General features: G+C 57.4%; 25 protein-coding genes. 1 reads left to right on the forward strand and 24 read right to left on the reverse strand.

The window, feature by feature from the left end:
* Positions 1-125 precede the first annotated feature (125 nt).
* The 20 genes from ybiA to AWB81_RS20955 all read right to left on the reverse strand — a co-directional run bounded on the left by ybiA (position 126) and on the right by AWB81_RS20955 (position 12,408).
* Complete coding sequence (gene ybiA, locus AWB81_RS20865; RefSeq protein ID WP_062638455.1) at positions 126-656, reverse strand: riboflavin biosynthesis intermediates N-glycosidase; 531 nt, start codon at positions 654-656, stop codon at positions 126-128.
* A gap of 9 nt (positions 657-665) precedes the next feature.
* Positions 666-1,652 carry a hypothetical protein gene (locus tag AWB81_RS20870; protein WP_144444149.1) on the reverse strand — a complete coding sequence of 329 codons (987 nt, stop codon included), beginning with the start codon at positions 1,650-1,652 and terminating at the stop codon, positions 666-668.
* Between the two features lie 178 nt (positions 1,653-1,830).
* The gene (locus AWB81_RS20875; RefSeq protein ID WP_062638457.1) at positions 1,831-2,364 is read right to left on the reverse strand and encodes a Y16D family protein; all 534 of its coding nucleotides are present in this window, start codon (positions 2,362-2,364) and stop codon (positions 1,831-1,833) included.
* Positions 2,365-2,372: 8 nt separating this feature from the next.
* On the reverse strand, positions 2,373-2,927 hold the full coding sequence (locus tag AWB81_RS20880) for a hypothetical protein (protein ID WP_144444150.1): 555 nt from the start codon (positions 2,925-2,927) through the stop codon (positions 2,373-2,375).
* An 87-nt stretch (positions 2,928-3,014) separates the two neighbouring features.
* Positions 3,015-3,380, reverse strand: a complete 366-nt coding sequence (locus AWB81_RS20885; protein WP_062638459.1) for a hypothetical protein — start codon at positions 3,378-3,380, stop codon at positions 3,015-3,017.
* Positions 3,349-4,119, reverse strand: a complete 771-nt coding sequence (locus tag AWB81_RS20890) for a hypothetical protein (protein ID WP_062638460.1) — start codon at positions 4,117-4,119, stop codon at positions 3,349-3,351. Before AWB81_RS20890 ends, AWB81_RS20885 begins: the two co-directional genes overlap by 32 nt.
* A gap of 71 nt (positions 4,120-4,190) precedes the next feature.
* Positions 4,191-4,493, reverse strand: coding sequence for a hypothetical protein (locus tag AWB81_RS20895; RefSeq protein WP_144444152.1), 303 nt, complete (start codon positions 4,491-4,493; stop codon positions 4,191-4,193).
* A gap of 528 nt (positions 4,494-5,021) precedes the next feature.
* Positions 5,022-6,080 carry a thymidylate synthase gene (gene thyA, locus AWB81_RS20905; RefSeq protein ID WP_062638463.1) on the reverse strand — a complete coding sequence of 353 codons (1,059 nt, stop codon included), beginning with the start codon at positions 6,078-6,080 and terminating at the stop codon, positions 5,022-5,024.
* Positions 6,081-6,186: 106 nt separating this feature from the next.
* Positions 6,187-6,957 carry a dTMP kinase gene (tmk, locus tag AWB81_RS20910; protein WP_327372383.1) on the reverse strand — a complete coding sequence of 257 codons (771 nt, stop codon included), beginning with the start codon at positions 6,955-6,957 and terminating at the stop codon, positions 6,187-6,189.
* Positions 6,918-7,418, reverse strand: coding sequence for a hypothetical protein (locus AWB81_RS45775; RefSeq protein WP_159938918.1), 501 nt, complete (start codon positions 7,416-7,418; stop codon positions 6,918-6,920). Before AWB81_RS45775 ends, tmk begins: the two co-directional genes overlap by 40 nt.
* Positions 7,369-7,722, reverse strand: a complete 354-nt coding sequence (locus AWB81_RS20915; RefSeq protein WP_144444153.1) for a hypothetical protein — start codon at positions 7,720-7,722, stop codon at positions 7,369-7,371. Before AWB81_RS20915 ends, AWB81_RS45775 begins: the two co-directional genes overlap by 50 nt.
* A 106-nt stretch (positions 7,723-7,828) precedes the next feature.
* Entirely contained in the window at positions 7,829-8,365 is a 537-nt protein-coding gene (locus AWB81_RS20920; protein WP_144444154.1) for a hypothetical protein, read from the reverse strand.
* A gap of 35 nt (positions 8,366-8,400) precedes the next feature.
* Positions 8,401-8,565, reverse strand: coding sequence for a hypothetical protein (locus tag AWB81_RS45780; RefSeq protein WP_159938919.1), 165 nt, complete (start codon positions 8,563-8,565; stop codon positions 8,401-8,403).
* A 14-nt stretch (positions 8,566-8,579) separates the two neighbouring features.
* Positions 8,580-8,906, reverse strand: coding sequence for a hypothetical protein (locus tag AWB81_RS20925; RefSeq protein WP_062638468.1), 327 nt, complete (start codon positions 8,904-8,906; stop codon positions 8,580-8,582).
* Between the two features lie 205 nt (positions 8,907-9,111).
* Positions 9,112-9,390 carry a hypothetical protein gene (locus AWB81_RS20930; protein ID WP_062638469.1) on the reverse strand — a complete coding sequence of 93 codons (279 nt, stop codon included), beginning with the start codon at positions 9,388-9,390 and terminating at the stop codon, positions 9,112-9,114.
* Positions 9,391-9,459: 69 nt separating this feature from the next.
* Positions 9,460-10,185, reverse strand: coding sequence for a hypothetical protein (locus tag AWB81_RS20935; RefSeq protein WP_062638470.1), 726 nt, complete (start codon positions 10,183-10,185; stop codon positions 9,460-9,462).
* A gap of 54 nt (positions 10,186-10,239) precedes the next feature.
* On the reverse strand, positions 10,240-10,554 hold the full coding sequence (locus AWB81_RS20940) for a hypothetical protein (protein ID WP_062638471.1): 315 nt from the start codon (positions 10,552-10,554) through the stop codon (positions 10,240-10,242).
* A gap of 185 nt (positions 10,555-10,739) precedes the next feature.
* Positions 10,740-10,997: a hypothetical protein gene (locus AWB81_RS20945; protein WP_062638472.1), complete on the reverse strand. Its 258-nt coding sequence runs from the start codon at positions 10,995-10,997 to the stop codon at positions 10,740-10,742.
* A gap of 150 nt (positions 10,998-11,147) precedes the next feature.
* Complete coding sequence (locus tag AWB81_RS20950; protein WP_144444156.1) at positions 11,148-11,633, reverse strand: hypothetical protein; 486 nt, start codon at positions 11,631-11,633, stop codon at positions 11,148-11,150.
* Positions 11,634-11,727: 94 nt separating this feature from the next.
* A complete protein-coding gene (locus AWB81_RS20955; protein WP_062638474.1) occupies positions 11,728-12,408 on the reverse strand; it encodes a hypothetical protein in 681 nt (226 codons plus the stop codon).
* 395 nt (positions 12,409-12,803) lie between these two features.
* Here AWB81_RS20955 and AWB81_RS20960 point away from each other — a divergent pair, with 395 nt between their 5' ends.
* Positions 12,804-14,048: an NHL repeat-containing protein gene (locus AWB81_RS20960; protein ID WP_062638475.1), complete on the forward strand. Its 1,245-nt coding sequence runs from the start codon at positions 12,804-12,806 to the stop codon at positions 14,046-14,048.
* 21 nt (positions 14,049-14,069) lie between these two features.
* Here AWB81_RS20960 and AWB81_RS20965 read toward each other — a convergent pair whose 3' ends face one another.
* Genes AWB81_RS20965 through AWB81_RS20980 form a run of 4 tightly spaced genes read right to left on the reverse strand, consistent with a single transcriptional unit; the run spans position 14,070 to position 17,169 of the window.
* Entirely contained in the window at positions 14,070-14,537 is a 468-nt protein-coding gene (locus AWB81_RS20965; RefSeq protein WP_062638476.1) for a DUF7941 domain-family protein, read from the reverse strand.
* A 4-nt stretch (positions 14,538-14,541) separates the two neighbouring features.
* A complete protein-coding gene (locus tag AWB81_RS20970) occupies positions 14,542-15,099 on the reverse strand; it encodes a DUF7941 domain-family protein (protein WP_062638477.1) in 558 nt (185 codons plus the stop codon).
* Between the two features lie 12 nt (positions 15,100-15,111).
* Positions 15,112-16,491: a hypothetical protein gene (locus tag AWB81_RS20975; RefSeq protein WP_062638478.1), complete on the reverse strand. Its 1,380-nt coding sequence runs from the start codon at positions 16,489-16,491 to the stop codon at positions 15,112-15,114.
* A gap of 9 nt (positions 16,492-16,500) precedes the next feature.
* Positions 16,501-17,169, reverse strand: a complete 669-nt coding sequence (locus AWB81_RS20980; RefSeq protein ID WP_062638479.1) for a hypothetical protein — start codon at positions 17,167-17,169, stop codon at positions 16,501-16,503.
* Positions 17,170-17,187 lie beyond the last annotated feature (18 nt).

Here is a 17,187-nt window from a genome sequence, read left to right on the forward strand (position 1 = left end):
CCACGCGCAAACACTCGTGACATCCAAAATGAGCAGAAGAATCGCTACGCCAACCAACCCATCCGCAAAAGTCTTCATTAGTCGTGCCAATTGCTACCTCCGAAGCCAAAAAAAAAACCACCTGCTTAAACCTTCTTGAGCAGGTGGGTGAAAACCCCAGGATGGGTTTGCTGCCCCTCCTTCAGTTCCTCGCGAACTTCCATGATCGCGCGACCGCAGAGGTTCTCGCCGCGCCAGTTGGCGGGGTCGCCAATGGCGGGGTCGTCCTTGTGCAGTCCGACGCCGTAGATCCGATCGTAGGGGTTGCCTTCGACGAGGATGTTCGGGTCGGTGTCGAGCAGGAAGCGGCCGAGACCCGGGTTCTGTTTGTACTTCTCGCGGTTGCCAACGAGGATGATCCGGTACTTGTATTTGTCCCACACTGCCGGATCGAACCCCTTCACCTGCCGCCCAAGCTTCTTACAGGCCATCGGCGTGTCTGTCTTCAGGATCCGGTCTCGGGTCTCGATGTCCTTGAACATGTTCGCCTTCGCGTACATCATGAACTTTTCGACGTGGTTGAACGTCAAGCTCATGTACGTGAATTCGCACCGATGCCAGTGGCTCAGGATGTCGCTATCGTGGAAGAATGCGAGGTATTGCCCATGCTGCTTCATTGCGGCTCCTCATGCGGCTTCGCTGACTTCCGCGGCGCCGATCAGACCCACGACCTTCTCAAGTTCCGCGAACACGAACTTGAACATGCCCTGACGGGAGAGCTCGTTAAGCGACGCAATCGAGGTCGACTGAAGTGTTCCTCCTACCGAGCGGACGAAAGCCGCACTGCGTGACGGATATTGACCGCGGGTGTTGGTGAACATCCACGAGTACCCTGCGCCCAGCGGGATTGTGATACGCGACCATTCATCGCTACGGAAGTAGACACCGTGTTGCGACGGCTTGATGTGCTCCTCGTTGTCGAAGATGGCCCGGACCATGTCATGCATCGTCTCCTCGTACACCGCGAGGTTCACCGGCTCAAGCGAGAGACCCAGCGGATCCAGCAGCTTCGCTAGCTCTTCTTTCAGCTTCTCAACGAGGCCCGGGAAGGTAAAGCTGAAGTCCGACGGATACAGCGCGTCTTCGCCGGGGTGGTAGAGCATCAACTTCTCGTCCTGTTCGCCGTTCGGCAGGATGAAGAGGACGTCGGGTCCATGCTCGGACACACGTGCACGCAGGAGCATCAGATGCAGCGGCACGAGACCGCGGCGATCGACGTAGAATCCGGACTCGGTCTCGGTCAGATGCGCCTCGACAGGCATGTCCGCGAACTCCTGGCCTTCGAGTGCGGCACCGCTCATCAGCGGAAAGGTGAACTTGACGAATGCTGCCAGCTCGTCGAGCATCGCCTCGTCTGTCGTCGGGTGGAAGTTGAAGTACTTCTCGATCTTCCTTTCGAGTTTGTTGAAGTCGGGGTGGACGTCGAACGGTGAATCGACGATCTCGAAGAAGCGTTGTGCATTCACGTGGTCACGCAGTTTCCGCGCGATGGGACCGCGACCGGAAAATACGGCCATGGGGGTGTCGCTGCCCATGTGTCGCAGCGTGTCCAGCTGACCCTTCAGACGCTTCGAGAGGGCGCCGAACAATCCTTTCTTTTCCGGGTGCAGCATGTCCAGGTGTTGCGCGATGACCGACTGTCGCGGCGACCGACTCGGCACCCATGCCGGCCGACGGTTCTCTCAACGCTCGGAGAATCTCTTTCATGTCTTATCCTTATCGCCTACTGCGTGTATGTTTCGTTCATTCCATTGATTCGCAGCGAAAAAATAATCGCCACGCCCCCATTGGTCACCACAGGTCTTCCGAGAACAGCTTGTGAGCAGGCGGCGTCTTGCGCTTGATCTGTTTTGCGAGTTGCGCGATCGCCAGGCCTTCGAGTCGAGAGACGTAGCGTCCTTGATTCGTGATGAACCCCTGATCTCGCGTGGTCCCCAAACCAGCGCGCTTGAGTGAGCTCATGTAGCGGATAACGTGATGGTGTCGGCCCGGCTCGATCACGACGTGTATCAAACCGTCCGGATGCCGGATGGCGCTCCCGATTACACGTTCCGTTCGCTGCTGCTTTGAGTGGAAGTGAAACCGGTAATTGCGTTCCGTGCCCGTCATGAATAGCAGTTCCTTCTGGTCCCTCAGCCGATGGGTTTTAAGCCAGGGATGGAACATCGCTTTCAGGCTTCGCTTGGCGGGCACTGTTTCACCGTCTTCATCCACCATTCGGCGGTGCGGCCAATAGAGGTATGCGAGGGTCCAGACAACGGTGGCTACCAGAGTGGCGAGCAGGATGCCCCCTATCCACTCCAGGGAGTATTGAAATTCAGTCATAGCGGTACTCAGTTCGTTACTGCCTCAATAGGGCGCTTGGCCTGTCGGGCGTAGTGCAGGCCACGGAAAGCGGGACGGGGCTCGATGGGGGCTTCGATTTCGTTGACGTTCACCCAGCTCCTGCCCAGGAGGGCAGAGGACCACATCGCGATGGTCCCGAAGCCGTAGCGATCCTGGAGATCCTTGACGAGCAATTCGGGTTGTTCTTTCAGAAGCTTGCGTGCTTCGACGACCATCGCTTGAGTGAGTCGCGTGTGTCGCCTGTGCTGGTTCGAGGTGATTCGAGTTTGAATCTCACAGTTTCGTGGAGTGAAGCCCTTTGTCACGTCCTTGCGACCGACCACAAAGTTCTCCGCGTCCGTTGCCTTTTTCAGTTTGGTCTCAAGCCAAACCAAGAAGTTGTAGAAGCCGTTCGGATTATCCTGGTGCCAGCTGTTGCAGATTCGAATACCGCGGCCTCCGTAGGTCGCGAAGTCCTTGTTATTCGGATTGATGCAACGGTTATTCATCTGCTTCCAGCGCGGATAGTACGGATGCTTGCGCGGCGATTCTCGTGTGGTCATTTATGTTTCTCTGAAATTCGACCGGCAAATAAAAACCCCTACCACCGCGTGACTTGCCAGTGGTAGGGGCTTTATGTCGGCACTGTGTTACGCGTGCGATGCTTCCTTCTGCTCCCGTTCCTCGTGCTGCATCTGGGCACCGATGACTGCGGTCACCAGCGAGAGGTTCGTTCGGGCATTCGCCACACGCGACGCGTGGCGTTGACGCAGGTACATCTCGAAGTCCAGCTCGTTGTAGATGCCCGACGCTTCCGCGGACTCGACTCCATGCAGCTGGATGCCGTGCCCGGAGAAACCGTCGCTAACGATGTAGAACTCACCGTCCGGCGTCGCGGGCAACGCGAGTGCGTACGACACACCGTTCGCATTGGACCAACTGACGTCCGCCACGACTGCCGAAATGAACGTCGTCTCGCCATCTTCATCGACCCGCAGTCGCACCTTCGCACCCATCTTCAAACGCGTCTGCGTAATCGCGCGTCCCATGGAGATAGCGGCCTCCGTGGCAGGTTGTCATTCCCTCCGGAAACATCGAGCGGCAGTTCCATGCATCGAGCACAAGTCGACCCGTCGCATCAGGTTCGACCAGCATGAAATCCACCGTCGTATGCGCGCCTACGCCTACGCGTCCGATCTCCCGGCCCCAAGTTTCGAAAAGTTTGCCGATTGCGCGACCGGCGCGCTCGTCGAACGTCATGCGCAAAGAGGATGCAATCGGCTCGTACACCGCTTTCGAATCCAAGTTAATCGTGAACCCGCGTGCCGCACCTTCAATGACGTGCGGGAACAGTTCCAGCGTCGACTTGATCGATTCGTTCAACTCCGACGACAGGCTACCCGCCAGTCGCGTAACGATAAGAATCAAGTTCTTTGCTCGGTACCCTTCGTTCAGGACGCACTCTCGTTCGGCTGCTTCGGATCCGACACGCTCGCCGGGCTCGGCAGCTTTGACAACGTCGCCGTCCCTGTACTGCTCCTGTACTTCTGCGAGCGTGCCAGCATCGCTCATGTAAGTGCCGTCTCCCATATCCAGCAACGGACGGCGCTGTGCTCCGTCTCCAGCTGCTTGCTCCATGGGTTTCGGCTCGCCGGACAGCACTTCTTTCAGTTCATCCGCCGGCGCGAATGCCTGGGACTTGTTATTGCGGCGACGCAGTTCCACGTTGGGGGTATTGCCCTTGCTCTTGCTCATTGCTTGCCTTCTCCTTCGATGTGTTCGGGCTCTACTCAATTGTTCTGATCAAATAAAACTTACTGGCGCCCTTATTGGTGCTTCGGGAACTGATAAATGCGTGCACTGCCAGTGGCTTTGATCTGGGAGACGCGTGCGTGAGACATCGCCCACTTCTTCGCCTGCATGGTGGCCGTAACCTCCGGATGACGGATGATGTCCAGGTCACGCAGAGAGTTCGGCTTCTGCGACAGCCTGCGCATCCGAGATACGTCCTGACCATCGAAGGTCTCCCCGCTATTCACTGCGGCTTCGATGGCGAGGTATTCCTGCTCGATGACCGCGAGGCGCTCGGAAATGCTAAGGTCGGTATGCATGCGGAATGCTGGTTTCATGAGGTGTTTTGACGGCATAAAAAACGCTCCCGACCTCAGGGGAGGAGGGAAGCCTTTTGGGGTGAATGGATTAGTCAACGGACCAGCTCAGGTGCCGCGTCGTGACGACACTCGGCAGATCGATCGGGGTTAGGGGATTCATGACAGTCAACATCATTCGTTCCCAGGGATCGGTGGTCCCTTTGAGTCTTTCGAGGGTCTTCTCTTGCCTTTCGAGGGCGTACCGCCTTGCGTTGTAGCGGTCCACTGCTTCCTTCCGGACCTTGACTGCGGGCTTCGGTACGTCAGCTTCACGACCCGCTCGGAAAACAGGAGTCATTTGGCCACTGCGACCGAGGTGTCGGATCCAACGGGAAACATAGAGGACGCGCTTGTGGCCCTTCAAATGGCGCGCAACATTCATCGCGCTCTTGACGGTGTGCTCGTTCATCTCGAGGAAAGCGGCAACCTGTACCGCTGTCAGGCCACGGCCCTGGCGTCTGAGAAGTCCCACGATACGATTGCGCGTAACGGGAACTGCAGGCATTGTCAGACCGCCATCTCCGCTTTGATCGCTGCGTGGTGCTCGTACCCCTGCAGCGAGAAGTGATACGGCTCGACCTTCTTGAGCCACTCCACAGCGCGCTCTGCGGCCATGTCGCGAACGTTGATCAGCTCCGTAGACTTGGCCGATAAACGGCTCGTCGCCAGGACAAGATGTTCGTAGGTCGGCACGTCTTCGCTGATCGCCAAGCGCGGCAAATGGTGCGGTTCCCGGGTGAGCTGTTCCTTCACCTGATCCAGCGAATTCTCATAAATGTGCATGTCGCCCACGAAGTACGTGAACCACTTAGCCTTGAATCCCGTCAGACGAGCAACTAGCTCGAGCAACAACGCCCCTTCGGCGATGTTGAACGGTGTCCCCAAAAATGCGTCATTGCTGCGCAGGTACAAACACATCGACAGCTCACCGGTCGAGACGTTCGGCAGGAACTGATAGAGGAGATGGCAAGGCGGCAACGCCATCTCGTCCAGCTTTGCCGGGTTCCAGGCGTGGAACAGGATGCGACGATCGGTCGGCGTCTTGATGATCTTGCGAATGCAATCGCCCAGCATGTCGATCGTCTTGGTGAGAACGATTTCGTCGCAGTGTTCCCGACCGTACGACATGGCACCTACTGCTTCCCAACCGCTACGAAGACAGTGATTGACGATGTCGTCTTCGCTCGTGTCCAGCACCTTATAAGCCGGCCACTCGCGCCACATCGCGCCGTAAACTTCTCCGAGATCGTCTTCGCCCTTCCGGAAGGGATTGCTCAACCAGGCGTTCGGTGAGCCTTCTTTGCCCGGATGATTCGCGTTGTCGTCCCACACTTTGCAGCCCAGTTCACGGAAGTCGGCGGCACTACGCGCGGCGCGCATGAAGCCGATCAGCTCACCCACGATCGACTTGAACGCAAGCTTCTTCGTGGTGACTGCCGGGAAGCCCTTCGCTAGATTGAAGCGCATCGAGACGCCCGGGACCGAAATAGAACGGATTCCCGTGCGATTGTCTTGCCAGCTACCCTCTTCGAGGATCATCCGGCATGTGTCCAGATATTGTTTCATGATCGATCTACTTGTTTAGAGCAGGTGTGCTTGTGAGACGGGTACGATTACCCGGTTCTGCCAGCCTGCTGCGAATCCTTGGTTTTCGTTCTGTTCCATGATTACCTCAGCCCTCTGCGACCATGCCGGTGACTTTGCCAACGTGTCGGACGAGCCACGGGAGGAAGGTGTTGCGGGAGAAGGTGCGAACCTGGTTGCGCACCTCTTCCGGTGTCTGCATCGCGTCAATGCGGTACATCCGGTGCAGTTCCGCGTTGTACCGTTCTTGATAGCCGTCAAAACACCGCTGTCTAAAGTCGACATCTTCCGCATTCAGGCGATTGAACTCCTTCTTGCGAGCTTGCAGACGCTCGAGCGCGGTGTCGAACGACACGTCGAAAAAGAGCGTGAAGTCCGGCTGGAAGTCCTGGTTCGCGATTCTTTCGATGGCGATGGTTTCTTCCAGAAAGCCGCGGCCCCATCCTTGGTACGCGTACGAAGAATCGTAGTGGCGGTCCGAGATCACAACCTTCCCTTCGCGCAATGCCGGCTTAATCACCGATTCGATCACCTGATTGCGGCTCGCCGCATATAGCAGGATTTCCGCTATCGGCGTCATCGGCTCTTCGGTGTGCGGCATGCCCACCAACACATGGCGAATTTGCTCGGCGGTGAGCGAGCCACCCGGCTGGCGTGTGAGCACTACCTCAAAGCCCAGCGCCCGGATCTGTTCAGCGAGGTAATCCACGTTGCTTGTTTTTCCCGAGCGTCCGGCCCTTCGAGCGTGATCAATGCGCCCGGGAATTCTTCTTGATTCATGCTTGTCCTTTTTCTTACGTCCTGAGGCAGACGCGTTCTTCACACAGCGGCAGTGGCGCCCAACAACATCGCCACGCACTGCTCGACGACTGCGGCCGACACCTTGCGCTGGCGAAGCTCCTGAGGCGTTGCGGTGGTGGAGAAATGCTTGATGCAGATCCGGACCTTCCGAACGCTCCCGAACAATTCGGCCAAGGGCTTGAGCGCCGGGAACTGATTGAACAGCTCCATCACGGCGTCGGCGTAACTACAGTCCGGCGTCATTTGGAGATACATCTGTCGCTCGAATCGCTGTCCGAAGTCGGTGACGTGCTCGCCATCACACTCCACGAATGGATAGAGATTCAACGAGTCCACCGCCGTGATCTCGAAGGTCAACGGCTGTTCGAAGTCGATGTCAGGCAACGGTTGTCCGTTGGTCATGAACTTGTTGTTTTCGAAGGCTGTTCGGATGATGTCTGTGAGGCCAGGAACAATCATGGCTATGTTTTTAAATTTGGCTGTAGAAGCGATCGGCGTCGAAGCGCGAACTCGATTCATGGTCGAGCGCATCGAGCGCTGAGTCGTCTTCGTCTTCGTCGAACAGGGTGGTCTCCCCGACGCAGAACACGTCGATGTCCGAGATGACGAACTGTGGTTGGAGAAGGCTGCGGATGCCGCTGAGAACGCGTGGCGTGAGTCGAAGGCGACTCGGTAACTGCCAGACCAGCAGAACACACCGGCCCGCGCTATCCCGCTCAAAGTCCCAGACCAGTTGCACGCCTCGTGAGCGGCGCAGGAGCAGCCGAACACGGCGATTGAACTCCCTTCCATGAGGAAGTTCGGAAATTGGAATTACGTTCACGACAATTCTCGAGAATGTCTTATTGCGTTTTGCTGTCTCGATAGACAGCCCCCGGATGATGCATAGCATTCGCTGCGCACCACCCGGAACGCATCTCGACGTCGCGTTACTGCTTTGCTGCGTCGCCCATCGCGGCGCTGAGTGCGACTTCTTGCGACTCGACTGCTTTCCGGCTGGCCATCACCGCGTCCCATTCACCGAGCGAGTCCGCAGCCGCTTTCAGATTCTCGGCAGCAAGCTTCATCCCGTCGTGGAGGGACTTTGCGATGATCTGCGACCAGTTCTCGTACTTCTCGATCTCTGGGAGCAGGCTCGGCATCGTCAGGACCGGCCCGTCGAAATGGACGTTCTCGCGTTTCATGACGGTCATGTGGCTAGGCACGATGACCAAGTTGACGATTGCCAGATGGTACTTACCGACATCGTTCGACGTGTCGTAGATGAAGCCGAGCGGAGCGAGCGAGGCCTCGTCGACGAGAGTCCCGATGTGGACTTCCTCACCGGTCATCGAATCGATGACTACGACCTCTTCCTGCAGTTCGCGCAGAATGTTGTTCTCGATCGTCTGCGCGAGATCTATACTCGGCGTCCAGTGCAAGGATGAACTCGGGATATTTGATTGCGGGAGTTGAGCGACAGACATTGCTTTCCTTTTGCTTATTGCTTGTGGTTGTTGTGTTACAGCTTGTCGAAGCCGCCGAGCGCCGATTGGTCAACCAGATCGCTGAGCTTCTTCTTTCTGTTTTTCAGGTGGTCGTAGACCGCCTTTGTCCCGATCGTGAGCAGACCCACCCCGATGGTGGCGCCTGCGATCAAGAACCACGAATGGACGAGATGGGCCATGGGTCGCGTCGTCCTTAGTTGGTGTCGAAGCCGTTGAGCGTCGACTGATCGATCAACGCTTGAATCGACGTGTCACGGAACTGGCCCGCTTCGATCACGAGCTGGTCTTCCAGCATCAGGATGTACTCGAGCAAGACGTCGATAGTCGCCTGCTCGTACAGGCTCTGGTCGTGCAGATTGCTGCGCTGCCAAGCGAGCATGTGCGTGTGAGATTCGGGGCGCTTGCCCTTGACGATCTTCGCGTTACCCAATGCACGCGCGTACGCGATCGGGTCAATCTTGAGCTTTTGCAGCAGTTCAGCCTTGCTGATCTTCGCGGGGAGCTTGGTGGATTCGGACATGACAGTTCCTCAGGATGAAAGACGCACGGATGACTACTGATGGCCGTACACAGCATGTGCACGTGTGTAAAAAAGCCCAGAACAATTCGTGGAAGCTATGTCCTTACAAAGTGATATAGGTCCGAATTCAATTTGAATCTTTTCTCATCCGAAAGGACAAAAAAAAGAGAAGCCACCCGCGAGGGTGACTTCCGTTGATCGCCGATTAGTGCAGCGTGTCTGTCCGATAGATCTGAGCCCGACGGCCAAGACGAACCTCGATTGCGGCCGGACGGAAGCCGAGTTGCTGGAACTGCTGGTACATGTCCGCGATGACTTCCATCGTCGGGTGCCTCAGAACGTTCGGGCGATCCACCGAATAGTGCACCACTTCGTAGCCGCCGTTGGGCTGAAGCACGGTGATGGTGCCGTGGCTTTGAGCCGGGTCCATCGCGGGGTTGATGCCGACCTGAACTGCGTTGTCGATAAAGCCAAAATTCATCATCTTCTTTCCTGAATTGGTTTAGTGTTATTGGTCATACCGGGGAGCAGAAGCTCCCCGCGCGAGAACTACTTAATGGGAACTTGCTTCGCCTGCGTTGGGCGCGGCGCCATTCGTGCGGCGGAATTGAAGCTTCAGTGCGGCAGCAGCTTCTTCCGTTCCCGGGATCGTGTCAGGGACTGCCTTTTCGTACGCTTCCTGTACCTTCAGCATCAAGGTCTCGTTGTCGTACTTGAGTGCGCGACCGTTGCTCATGATCTGGTCGATCGCGATCTCAAGGGCTTCACGGTCCTGCTCACTGAGCTCCTGAACGCGCGGAGCCCACATTGCATGGAGATCGGTCAGGAACTTCAGCGACGACTGTGGACGCTCTGATGCCTTCGTAATCGCCTGTTTGCGAACCACAGCAGGAACAGACTGAAGGCGTCGCTCGAAGGTGCTGTTCTCCGGGGTCCAGAGCGTCGGTGCCGCTGCCGGTGCTGCAGGCGACGCTCCTTGTGCTTCGGGCATCGGCTGGAGAGCCCCGTACGCCGCAAGGCGGTGCGGGATGAATCCCTGCGACTTGGCCGCTTCGAACAGGTCGAGCATCAAACGCAGGTCGAGGTCCGGTGCGTCCGAGAAGTTCGGGAACGAGAACGCCACAGCGCCTTCGCGGACGCCCAGCTGGCGGTGCGTCACGATCAGGTAGCCGTGGATCGTGTGGTGGTTGGCCTCCTTGTGGAACCGCACGTCAATCTCGTTCAGCTCGTTGCGTTCGAAGCGCGGCGCACGGTTCATCAAGCGATCAATGATGCTCATGATTTGGTATCCTTACTTTATTGGTTAAGTGGTATTCGGAAATCGATGATCGGCTTACTGCCAGCCGGGGATGTGATAGGAGACGAGGTGGTCGAGCTTGTAGCCGAGATAGGCGAGCTGTTTGCGAATGATCTGCGTGACTTGCCCGTCGAGGATGCTCAAGAACTCCGGGCGGTTCACCTTGAACTCGTACTCGACTTCACGGCCGTCCGTGATCGAACGAAGAAACACCATGCCGTGAGAGGCATAGATCGAGTTGGGTTCGAGCAAGGTGATTGCGAGCGCGGGTTGTTTGTTGCGGTTGATGCGTTGCTTCAGGCGGGACATAAAGCGGCGCGCCATCGTGATAGGCAGATGGTCACGCAGCATTCTTGTTGGCTTCCGCGGTGCATTCATGAATCTTGTCGCAGACGATGATGCCGACGACGATGCCGGTGGCGAAAATGAGAATCGACTTCATGGTTGGTCCATACCTTCAAGGGAAGTGGTAAAAAAAGGATTCAGCGCAAGGGCGCATAGGCGCGGGTTTCCCCGCACCGCTATGCCGTCAGCGCTTAGTTCTTCGCTTCGTCCGTCTTCACTTCATCCTTCTTCGCTTCCGGGTTCTTCTCATCCGTTTCGCGGTTCATCATGTAATCCACCCCGCGGTAGATGCCATAACCCACCGCCCCAGCGACAGCGACGCCAGCGGCGGCGAGGGCCACCTTGGCCACCGTCATTTGGGTCTCAGTCGGTTCCTGAGACGATTGCGTCTCTGCGTTCTCTGCGGTTTCTTGAGCTGCGTCGAATGCCATCTTCAGAAAGTTCATCATGGTGTTGTTTTCTAGTTGGTTAATTGAGAAAGAATCAATTCCTTTACTGGTCTTGATTCACGCCAGGAATATATGTTTGAGTTTTTTTAGAATCCCAATAGACGGCATAAAAGCCAGTGCCGAGGCACTGGCTATATGTCGGTTGGCAACTCAGGACCAGTTGAGTGTGACGGTCACCGGACCTTGGAGATAGAGAAGGGAGTTGATTGAGTCAATCTGGACGGTTGCGGGTTCACCATTCAACAGTGTGAGCAACAGGATTTCTTCTGCCACCAGACGGAAGCGGGCAGCGATTGCATCGACCAGCTCATTCGAGGTTAGTGGTCCATGGAGAACCACTGTCGGATTCGCCGGAAGGGTTTCTGCCAGCGTCTTGCGCTGATAGATGATCGTCTGGTTGATCCCGTCATTTGAGACATCGTCGACATCGGGACGGAGATAAACGATGACCTGCGTGTTGCTGTTTGGCCCATCGACGTTCAGGCCCGGTCCGGTGAATTCGTTTAGGGTTGACCGGTTGAAGGGAACCGGCTCGGCGCAGGCCCGTAGCTCGGGTATGGTTGGCTGGCCCAGTGCGGGATTGGTCACAAGCTCGAAGATGTTCTCTTCTGCGGTGAGGGAGGGATCGATGTGCATGATGTTTCTGGCGGGCATAAAAAAGAACCCGGGGGTATCCCTCCGGGTTCTTTTTCATTTACTTCAGGGCTAACTTGCGCGCTCGGCGCAGAGGTTAGTTGGTAGCAGCGACGTTCGGTTCGGTCGACGACGGAGCAGCGTCAGCCGGTGCGTCAGCAGCCGGAACTGCATCGGTCGACGCATCCGCTTGTGCGGGTGCGGCCTGTGCAGCAACGTCAGCTCCTTCGAAGCCACCGAGCGCGCTGTTGTCGACGAGCGAGGAGATCGACGGCGTCACGGGTGCAACCGGTGCCGGATCCACTGCGGGCTCCGGGGCCGGTGCCGGTGCCGGGGCCGGCCACGTCAGCGCGACGACGATCGTGCTCGGTGCATAAACCACCGACGACGAAGCGGCGACGACCGTCACCGAGGATGCAGCGCCGGCGACAACTGCGTCGCCGTCGATGAGCGACAGTTCGCTTGCGAGCAGGCCGTACGAAGCAGCCACGCCAGCGACCAGATCAGCAGCTTGCGCATCCGCAGCCGGTGCGAGCGAGAAGGTCGAGACGCCAGCAGCGTCAGCGAGGGCGACGCGCTTGTAGGTGAAGACTTGCGTGTCGGCGTAGCCGCCAGCTGCAACGACGACCGAGCTGTTGACGCCGTCGGCACCAGCGTCAATGGCTGCAACCGACTGAACCTTCAGCGCGTCTTCGGTGATGACCGAGAACTTCGGATTCGAGGCGACGATGAGTGCGAGCAGGTTGCCGACTGCACTCAAAGAGGCGGAGATACGCATGGGTGATCCTTGTGGAGCGAGATGGTAAGAGGTGTACCGGGGCGATACGCTTGAGCAGAGGCTAACGCGCGCTCATAGAATGCTGACGCACCACTTTTTACTGCGACTGTTGTAACGGCTCGTTGAAATGGACAAGTTCCGTTAGCCAACAGGAGGACAGCGCAGCTCGTTGGCGAAGAAGTTTCCGAGCAGACGTCACCGCAATGGTCTATAAAAATATATCTGCCGTGTGAGCTTCACTACTTGTCGTCGCTTTCACGGAGAAGCGCGTTTCCACTCCAGGCTTTCTGCTCCTATCAGCACCTCTCCTGATCGTGACGGTCTCGCGCGTTTTGAATCCCTCCGGTCGGATTCTTTTGCGACCACGCGACAAGAGCAACAAAAGGAGCACCGTGATGAAAAGCCCGCAAAGCTGGTTCATGCTCGCTCACATCTTCCCGTCCGGATCTCGAAGCGCAGCACATCGCCTCGCTTGTCGGCGACTCCTCCGGAGTTGTCTGTGGCTACTCGGTGTCTTCGCGCTGGCTGGGGGACTTGCCCAGGCCGCGGTGATCAAAGAGGGCGACATTCTGGTCACCGACCCGAATGTCGACGCGCTGATTAAGGTGGACCCCGAGACTGGCGCACGCACTGTGGTCAGCGATTTCGGCGACCCTTCGCAGGGACCCGGAAACGGAGGATTTCCTTTCGGCGCCCTCGGGGGCATTGCCGTCACGGGAGGGCAAATATTCGTCACCGATTTCTTCGTTGGCATCTTCGCCGTCGACCCCCGCACCGGAAAGCGAACTCTGGTGACCGACATCACTAAGGGTGCAATTCACGGATTTCTCTGGTATGGCATGGGCGCAGAGGTCGGCGGGAGCGTCGTAGTACCCCTCGCGACGACTTCGCTGCCGACCTATGTAGTTCGCGTCGACACGCGCTCCGACCATCGCGTCCTCGTCACGGATTTCTCAAATTTGACACAGGGAGCTGCGATAACCTGTTGCTATATTCAGGATCTCACGGTGGGGCCCCTCGGCGGGATCTTCGTCGCCACGGAAAACAACGCAGGTGGGGCATCAGGGATCTATCGGATCAACCCGATAACAGGGAAAAGAACGCTTGTGAGCGATTTCACCAACGGGGCTCAGGGTACCGACGTTGCTGACTTCCAGTTCGGAACCGGCATTGCCATTGAGAGCTCCGGCCAAATTCTGGTTAATTCGACTCCGAATTTTGGCACAGTCACTAGGACTCTACTTTTTCGGATTAACCCGATAACAGGTAAGCGTACCGTGCTCAGCGATTTTGATGACGCCAAGCAAGGACCGCTGGGGTTCGGCCTTAACGGCCTCGCCGTGGAGAAGTCCGGAAGGCTAGTCGTCGGTACCGGCAACGCAACGATTCAGGAGCTAGCGGGAACGTTAGTCTTCCGGGTGAACCAGTTGACTGGACAGCGGTCTCTGCTGAGTGATGGAAAAAATCGAACGCAAGGGGTACTGCTCAAAGGGATTGCTAACATTGCGGTTGTACCGGGAGATCACGACGATCACGATGGTCACAGCAATCATGACGATCAAGGTCATCGCGATGGCCCGGGATCCAATTCAAAGCCGACCGGGGATTCACTCGTAAGTCCATTTGGCGTGGTCAAGTGATCTGTTGAGTCATGCCACACCTCAATTCGCCATTGACAGCGCGACAGAGCCTCGCCAAAGCAAGGAGTCCGGTGCCATAGTGAGCGTGAACGGTACAGCTTGATCGGCGACAGGAATCGGCAGATCGCCGTCGACGATGTCCGCTTGCGTGAGATTCAACGAGAGCCGCTGGTTGATCATTCCGACGATGTCCGAGACGGTGAGTGCCTGACTGCGAGAGAAGAGTGTCGACCGTGTGCCGGGCACTGTGCTGATGTCGATCCGGTCGTAGCGGAAGTACTCCTGTCCCTCGAAGCTCGCGCCCTGAAGCGCTGCCACAAAGACGAGCGTGTTCTTGCCACTCGGGTCATCATCCGGCAGCTCAGCGACCTGACCGAATCGAATCTGATCGCCGGTCACTGTCGTACCGTTGTCAAAGTTGATCTGGGCGAGCATCACGCTCGCCGCTGGCTGGGTGAAGTCCAGCACGAGGGAGGGCGTGCTCATCATTTACCTACGCGTGAACTAGGCCAGTCGATGCAACGGCGATCGTCGCTGCCAGATCCTTCGCCGTGGTTGTCAGGGTGAGAATTGCGCTGCCGGTATAGACCAGCGACGCCGGGTCGGCGGTCAGCACGAAATTGATGCTCGGCTTTTTCGCTGTCGGCTGCGGCAAGGTGATGTCGATGAAGTCACCCGCTACGGCACGAGCCCCATTGGACGGATCGGCGACAATCGGACTCACGAGCTTGATGCCAAGCGCGGTATTGATCTGGTCGATCAGATCGCTCAGTGTTACTGCACTTCCCACCGCATACGTGCTGTTGCTCACGTTGAAAAGCGATGCGAGATCGATACGGTTATACGGATACGTCATCGGGCCAGTGAAACCCTGACCCAGCACCGGCGTGATTTCGACGACCGTGTTGTACGAGGCCTTGGTTGTCGGATCGATGTTTTTCCACGGCGCACTGAAACTCACCATCGCGGTCGTCATGGCTGCGGCAGGATTGTCCGCATTGATCTGATCGACCAAAACTTCCGGGCCGGCTTTCGTGAAATCCAAAGACATGAAAAGCTCCTATCAGGGCGTGCTGGTCGGTTGATTCGAAAGGTCCTGCGGCTGAACGAAGATGTTCAGCACGCTATTCGTTACATGGCGCGTCGCCGTCATGCCCTTACCCTGCATGTGGGTGTAGTGGTGAGCACTGACGACAACGCCCGTGAGTGTTTTGATCTGGTCCGTATCCAGATAGAGCACCTGGCACGGCAGTCCGGGCGTGATCAAATCCGGGTTCGAGTTCTGCCATTCCAGCGAGATCGTCGAACCCATCGCGCGCGACAGATGCGAATACTGCTCGAGCGAGTTGGACGTGATGGGTTGCGGTGCAAGTTGAACGTTGTTGTTGCCGTTCGGACGCTTGGTCGCGATGAACTCGTTGGCGTTCCCACCGCGCGAGGCGAGTGCGGTGTTCATCAGCAGCTTGACGAAGCCACCCATGAACTTGGACGCATCGGTGAAGCGAATGCCGTTGCCGTGGTTCAACTGTTGATGGTTGCTCGGATCACGGAACTTCGCGTGACCTGTCGCCAGTACCACCAAGTTCCCGGCCGACTGACGGTAGGTCCGCTCGATGTGGGGGAACTTGTTCTTCGGAATGTTGATCAACGTGAGCGTAGAGGGTTCGCTATAGAAGCGCGTCGTGTCGAGCGCAGGGTAGACGTACCACTGATTCCCCTGAACGTAGTAGCCCATCGACGAGTTGTACACGCCCCCACAATGCTTCTGGATATACTGCGGCACGTCCATCAGTCGAGTACCGTGCGGAATCACGATGTGTTCGCGCGGCTTGGGGTTGGCTGACTTGACCATCGTCACGCCCTGGACCTGTCGCTGGCCGTTGACCTTCGTCTGCTGTGACGCCCACGTGAGGATGGTCTTGATCGCGTCGTCCACCGTCGTGTTGCGGAAGATCTGACCGACCGACATCATCCGCATCTGCTCCACGCCCTTGTTCACACACTGGAAGTGAACCGTCGCAATGTCGGTCAGGTCCAGGTTCATCCGGCTTGGCGAGTTGAATCCATTCTGCTCGAGCAGCGGCGAACCTTTGTCAATGAGCGTCCCGGTGAAGAGTTCCGACTTGATGACGCTTTGCTGGTCCGTGGTGTCGCCCATTTCCTTCAAAGGCGTGTAGGTCAACATCACGTCGATGGCGTTCTTGTAGGGATACACTTCATGCGCATACACACCCATCGGAATCTGCATCTCGACGATGAGCTCGTCCGAGTAGGAGTCCAGGTAGTTGCGCACCAAATCGATGCTCGTGACCTTCAGCGGCTGGACGTACATGCCCGTGGTCAAGACGAGCAGATCCGCCCGCACTGTGAAGTGCACCGGCTTTGCCCCGTCATTGACGACCTGCTCGACCTCCATCATCAGGGCCGATTGTTCGAGTTCCATGGGACCCTCTTATTTCCAGCGAATATTTGCAGGTCCGTTGAGCCGACCCCGTGTGAAGGCGTCGGCCATGCTGACGCGCTCGGGATATGTCTTCCCTTCCGGCTCTTGCGAGACTTCCGCATTGATGGTGGTGACTTGGGGCGCCACCGGCTTGAGGAGCTGACCGCGCGGCACCCGCATCGCGCCCGAGAGCTTCCGGTGCAGGATCGACTCCACGTAATCCTCCGGGAATTGATACTTGGCGTGGCGATAGACGGTGTTCGCGAACTTGTCGAGCTTCACGAGTTCGTCGATCGGTGCATTGCGGATGTTCAGGTCGTACTCCAGCTTGTTCTTCCACACATTCAGGTGATCCGTGATCAATTCATAGATCGTCTTGGTGTCTTTCTGATCGACCACCCCAATGGTCACACCCGCTTCCCAATACTCCACCATCTGCGCAATCGTCAACGCGCGGTCCACGCGCTCGTTCTGCATCTGCTTGTCGAAATCCGGATCTCCCGAGGTCGGTGTGCCGTACTCGCGCATCGCCTCGATCGACACCGTTTGAATCGCTTGCACCCGACAAAGAAAGAGCTTGTGAAAGAGGTACCAGGCCGGATCGCGTTGCTCGGGCGGCAACCACGTAGTGGCCGTGGGTCTTTGCACCGGCGTGGCGCGCGGCACTCGCTGTTTCATGTCGGAACTCCTTGTTCA

Origin of the sequence: Caballeronia arationis (assembly GCF_001544975.2) — a bacterium.
Taxonomy (GTDB): Bacteria; Pseudomonadota; Gammaproteobacteria; order Burkholderiales; family Burkholderiaceae; genus Caballeronia; species Caballeronia arationis.

What these genes read in the sequence shown, in the direction of transcription:
- ybiA (WP_062638455.1), bottom strand. Translation starts at nt 656, where the DNA reads ATGAAGCAGCATGGGCAATACCTCGCATTCTTCCACGATAGCGACATC.
- AWB81_RS20870 (WP_144444149.1), bottom strand. Translation starts at nt 1,652, where the DNA reads ATGCTGCACCCGGAAAAGAAAGGATTGTTCGGCGCCCTCTCGAAGCGT.
- AWB81_RS20875 (WP_062638457.1), bottom strand. Translation starts at nt 2,364, where the DNA reads ATGACTGAATTTCAATACTCCCTGGAGTGGATAGGGGGCATCCTGCTC.
- AWB81_RS20880 (WP_144444150.1), bottom strand. Translation starts at nt 2,927, where the DNA reads ATGACCACACGAGAATCGCCGCGCAAGCATCCGTACTATCCGCGCTGG.
- AWB81_RS20885 (WP_062638459.1), bottom strand. Translation starts at nt 3,380, where the DNA reads ATGGGTGCGAAGGTGCGACTGCGGGTCGATGAAGATGGCGAGACGACG.
- AWB81_RS20890 (WP_062638460.1), bottom strand. Translation starts at nt 4,119, where the DNA reads ATGAGCAAGAGCAAGGGCAATACCCCCAACGTGGAACTGCGTCGCCGC.
- AWB81_RS20895 (WP_144444152.1), bottom strand. Translation starts at nt 4,493, where the DNA reads ATGAAACCAGCATTCCGCATGCATACCGACCTTAGCATTTCCGAGCGC.
- thyA (WP_062638463.1), bottom strand. Translation starts at nt 6,080, where the DNA reads ATGAAACAATATCTGGACACATGCCGGATGATCCTCGAAGAGGGTAGC.
- AWB81_RS45775 (WP_159938918.1), bottom strand. Translation starts at nt 7,418, where the DNA reads ATGAATCGAGTTCGCGCTTCGACGCCGATCGCTTCTACAGCCAAATTT.
- AWB81_RS20920 (WP_144444154.1), bottom strand. Translation starts at nt 8,365, where the DNA reads ATGTCTGTCGCTCAACTCCCGCAATCAAATATCCCGAGTTCATCCTTG.
- AWB81_RS45780 (WP_159938919.1), bottom strand. Translation starts at nt 8,565, where the DNA reads ATGGCCCATCTCGTCCATTCGTGGTTCTTGATCGCAGGCGCCACCATC.
- AWB81_RS20925 (WP_062638468.1), bottom strand. Translation starts at nt 8,906, where the DNA reads ATGTCCGAATCCACCAAGCTCCCCGCGAAGATCAGCAAGGCTGAACTG.
- AWB81_RS20930 (WP_062638469.1), bottom strand. Translation starts at nt 9,390, where the DNA reads ATGATGAATTTTGGCTTTATCGACAACGCAGTTCAGGTCGGCATCAAC.
- AWB81_RS20935 (WP_062638470.1), bottom strand. Translation starts at nt 10,185, where the DNA reads ATGAGCATCATTGATCGCTTGATGAACCGTGCGCCGCGCTTCGAACGC.
- AWB81_RS20940 (WP_062638471.1), bottom strand. Translation starts at nt 10,554, where the DNA reads ATGCTGCGTGACCATCTGCCTATCACGATGGCGCGCCGCTTTATGTCC.
- AWB81_RS20945 (WP_062638472.1), bottom strand. Translation starts at nt 10,997, where the DNA reads ATGATGAACTTTCTGAAGATGGCATTCGACGCAGCTCAAGAAACCGCA.
- AWB81_RS20950 (WP_144444156.1), bottom strand. Translation starts at nt 11,633, where the DNA reads ATGCACATCGATCCCTCCCTCACCGCAGAAGAGAACATCTTCGAGCTT.
- AWB81_RS20955 (WP_062638474.1), bottom strand. Translation starts at nt 12,408, where the DNA reads ATGCGTATCTCCGCCTCTTTGAGTGCAGTCGGCAACCTGCTCGCACTC.
- AWB81_RS20960 (WP_062638475.1), top strand. Translation starts at nt 12,804, where the DNA reads ATGAAAAGCCCGCAAAGCTGGTTCATGCTCGCTCACATCTTCCCGTCC.
- AWB81_RS20965 (WP_062638476.1), bottom strand. Translation starts at nt 14,537, where the DNA reads ATGATGAGCACGCCCTCCCTCGTGCTGGACTTCACCCAGCCAGCGGCG.
- AWB81_RS20970 (WP_062638477.1), bottom strand. Translation starts at nt 15,099, where the DNA reads ATGTCTTTGGATTTCACGAAAGCCGGCCCGGAAGTTTTGGTCGATCAG.
- AWB81_RS20975 (WP_062638478.1), bottom strand. Translation starts at nt 16,491, where the DNA reads ATGGAACTCGAACAATCGGCCCTGATGATGGAGGTCGAGCAGGTCGTC.
- AWB81_RS20980 (WP_062638479.1), bottom strand. Translation starts at nt 17,169, where the DNA reads ATGAAACAGCGAGTGCCGCGCGCCACGCCGGTGCAAAGACCCACGGCC.